The organism is Microcoleus sp. C2D2, assembly GCF_036702495.1.
Lineage (GTDB): Bacteria > Cyanobacteriota > Cyanobacteriia > Cyanobacteriales > Microcoleaceae > Microcoleus.
In genome coordinates this window covers 1-3,789 of sequence record NZ_JAUBTO010000303.1, presented here as the reverse complement: position 1 = coordinate 3,789, position 3,789 = coordinate 1, and the positions used below count along the sequence as shown (strand labels likewise).

Below are 3,789 nucleotides of genomic sequence, written 5' to 3'. Positions count from 1 at the left end.
CTGGCTTTTCGCTCATCTGACTACATTACCATATTTTTGGGCTCTCTGCGGAACTATTTTTTACCTGAATCCTTACAAAAATTATACTGTCGCTCAGTGCTTTTCTTATTCAAATGTGCTATCTTTGCATAAAAACTCAGCCGAATCAATTTAATTTGTATAACTAAGTCCTGCTCATCAAAATTTTGTAGTTTAGCGATTAACCTTTGATAACTAGACGTTTTAAACAAGTGCTTGATGGGTTGGTCTAGTTCAACTTCTAAGGCATCACTATTACAGAATACGGAGAAATAGGGGATATCTTGCTGTTGCAAAGATTTTATTTCTGCTTGCCAAATTGCCCAAGCATCTGGATTTTCCTCAGGCGTTAAGTAGGAATGACTGAGAGTATCTATGAGATTATTGATCAGAATGCTGAAGTCTACGCCATTACGCAAGTATTGAGGACTGAGGCTTTGCTTGGAGGCGATAGCATAGATAATTGTTGGGCGTAGGATAAATCGAGACTTTAATAATTTTAATGCTGATAGGGGACTCTCTTCGCTCAAGAGACTTTCCCTATGTTTAATCAAGAGGCGGTATATCTCCTCAAAACCAGTCACAATTTCCTCAAGATAATCATTAGGAGAGACAGTTTTACCGTCTAGAATTACTACATTACACCCAGGCGGAATAATTACAGATTTAGGAGCTAAGTGCATCCCATCTGTGTTAACAGATTTCCACTCCCTAGCAGAATTAACTTGCTGGGGGAAGATCTTGCCAAGAGCGCTGGAATCTTGAGCATTTGCCGAGTATAGATTACCTTCCCAGGAAGGCAAAAAGCCTATATTCAAAACTGAATCTTTCAACCAGTCTTCTGATTCATCCCAGCTTTTCAATGTAGGATGCATCAAAAAATCAGCATCGGTAACAACAGGATATTCGCCATAGGCAATAACATTTTCATTATGGCAATCACTTGCTCCTAATACAAACAGAAGCGATAATAACATCCCTGCTCTTTGATAGAAGCGCCGAACAGCAGCTTGATTTTCACAAGGTCGGTGAGAAATAAATTCAACCCAGCCATATCCTTGGTGATTAATAATTTTTGTTAATTCAAAAGGTAAATATATCTCCTTTTGGTTGCACCAGTCTAGCAGCTGGTTGAAAACAATATCTATGCCCAAGTCTTTTGGCTTATACACCACTTTTATGTCCGATGAGAAGGTAAGAGCTAAGACATAGCGTCCACCATTGTGCGGATTTGAGAGGGAAGTTTCAATCTCTTTGACCTTTCCTAGACTTCCTTTGTCACAAAAAGTTAATTCAATCGCCGAGAAATCAGCTTGCAGGCGTTGGAGAAATTCAGTAGTAGATTCCACCCAAAAATCTATGGTTGTGGCTATCAGGCGAGCTAAGACTGAGTATTGATTAAAAAATGCTAACCCTCCATCTTGTAGCAGGGTTTCAATAAAGGTAGAATACAGAAATTTATTTTTGGTTTCTTGGTAAGTATTTTTGTTTTGAGAAGAGGGAATTTCACGAATTTTGTTAAATTCAACCAATAGAGTTTCTGTTCCCAAATTAACCAATTGTTTTAGCAAGCAGCGTTCTAGGGCTTCATAGGCTTCTTTACTCAGCAATTCCAAAGGGCGATTGGGAGATAATCGAGTATATAATTTACGCCGCCCTGCTATGATAAAGGGGAGATAAAAGTCTTCAAAAGGTAAAGGTTTTTCGGGGTCAATCGGTGATTTTTCTTGCTCCTCTAGATGTAGTAATGAAGCTGTGCCACTTTGAATTAATTCTTTAAGGGTTTCTGCCCATGATGGCAAGGTGTAATTTTTTACCAATTCGCCTCTTCCTAGTAGGAACCTAACTGTGTTTAAGTCTAATCCCTCCCAGTGGAGGCGCTTTTCAAGTTTTTCTTCTCCCCCAACTGCTTTACACCAGTTTTTAAGACGTTTCTCAATTAAATCTTGGTCAACTTTTTGTAGACTTACATTATTGTAACAAGGGTTATTGAGGCGTTCTGAAAAAAAGGTAGCGTTGATGGCTATTTGTAATAGTTCTGAGTCTTTTATTTTCATGGGAAGAACCTCTGAAAGTAATAGCTGATTTAGAGATTGAGAGAGTGTTTGGAAAGTTGAAACTAGGCTCTGAGTTTTATCGTCAGCAGTACTTCAAAAGTAGATGCTATTCAAATCTCGAACCGAATAAGAAAATGCGATAGCTCAATCCAACGAGGCGTAGATATCCTCAGAATTAGCATTCAGATGAGGGCGCTGCAAATCAATCCCCAACCGGCAAAAGTGTTGCGTAATAGCATTCATCCGTCCCTCTGGCGAGTCATCCCCTTGATGCAAAGCCTCAAGTAAACCATTAGCCACAATCTGACACCGATTCATGCCAAAGCTTTCCAGATCGGCAAACTTGCTGTCTGGTTCCTCTGCCAACCCCAATCCCGGTGCAAGCTGCATGGTAAATAGGGGAACATCCGACTTAAAATGCGATCGCACCTCCCCATATACAGCCTGCAAAACTTGCCTGACTGCCTCATAGTCACTCTTATCAAAGTACAGCACCCCGGAATCGTAGCGCTCGTAGTCACCTGGGTTGTATAAAACCTTGAAGCTGAAAGGAATAGCCTTTTTATTCAACTGCCGCGTCAGGCTACCCATGACGGCAACAGCACCTTCAGGAGTCAAATTGAAGTAGACACGCACTGTCACCGAATGACCCTTTGAATGGTCAAGGCGATTTGACTCCGCATTGCCAACCGCCATATAAAAGCCGTTTTGTACCCGATTCTTAGGCGTTTGGATAGCTACCGAATCACCCACAACAGCAGCCTGGTCAGATGGTTGAAGATGGTGATCGCGCTCAATATGCAGCCTCAGACTCCCCTTAGTCACGGCTAGGCTGCCATCGCTTTCCTCCTTGAGAACATACCAACCAGGGTCAAAGTAGCCAGTACCGCTATTGCTTTCATGCAAGCGATTGTAAAACCCCAAATCTACTCCCAGTAAGGTATTGTTCTCTAGGTCTAGTGGCAGAGGATTTGAATCCGCCTCTGGTGCGAGAGCAGTTCGCATACAGCCGTTGTAGTAGATACCGTAGAGAAAACTACGCAGTTGCAGGCTCAGGTATTTCCGCTGAATATCCGCAGGCAGTTGCTGAAAGCGAGCGACCACCTCAGCTGGCAGTTCAAAGGGTTTGTAATCAGGATGACGAATGCAGAAGTCAGACTGAATCTGAACCTTGCTCACAATATCTTGCAGAGCATCCAGCAGTCGCCCAGTTGCTACATCTGACCGTTGAATTGGAGGAGAATCTAGTAATTGTGTCATGGTTTCATTGCGACTAAACATCTTAAGCGGCATAACAGCCCAAACGTTGAGTGAGTTCAGCAGCAGCAGTGCCAAAAATCGTCGGCATGGATTGTTCCGGACGGCATAACAACGTCTTGGCAACCTGAAGCATGGCAATCCCCGTATTGCCAAAGGATTTTTGATACTGAATCATCGCCTGAATCTGTTGAATCAAGGCAAAACCAGCGAATTGCACCACTCGCCGCAAGAAATCAGGGCGATGTTCTAAGATTTCCGGGAAGGTGTCAAAATAAGTTTGGGTCAGGGCAGCAATGGAAGGCTGAAGCTGTTCGAGGGGCGTCGCGGCTAGACGCAGAGACTCTTCGATACTGAGTGAATTGCTGATGACCAAGCTACCTAGTACACTTGGGCGGGAATAGAGCTACCATTTATAGCTAGATGTAGAAGGTAGAACAGATCGATGCCCAGACTA

General features: G+C 42.8%; 3 protein-coding genes. All 3 read right to left on the bottom strand.

The window, feature by feature from the left end:
- Positions 1-53 precede the first annotated feature (53 nt).
- The 3 genes from lanM to QUB61_RS38300 all read right to left on the bottom strand — a co-directional run bounded on the left by lanM (position 54) and on the right by QUB61_RS38300 (position 3,708).
- The gene (lanM, locus tag QUB61_RS38310; protein ID WP_333136592.1) at positions 54-2,075 is read right to left on the bottom strand and encodes a type 2 lanthipeptide synthetase LanM; all 2,022 of its coding nucleotides are present in this window, start codon (positions 2,073-2,075) and stop codon (positions 54-56) included.
- A gap of 144 nt (positions 2,076-2,219) precedes the next feature.
- A complete protein-coding gene (locus tag QUB61_RS38305; RefSeq protein WP_333136594.1) occupies positions 2,220-3,335 on the bottom strand; it encodes a T3SS effector HopA1 family protein in 1,116 nt (371 codons plus the stop codon).
- A gap of 22 nt (positions 3,336-3,357) precedes the next feature.
- On the bottom strand, positions 3,358-3,708 hold the full coding sequence (locus QUB61_RS38300; protein WP_445300339.1) for a hypothetical protein: 351 nt from the start codon (positions 3,706-3,708) through the stop codon (positions 3,358-3,360).
- Positions 3,709-3,789 lie beyond the last annotated feature (81 nt).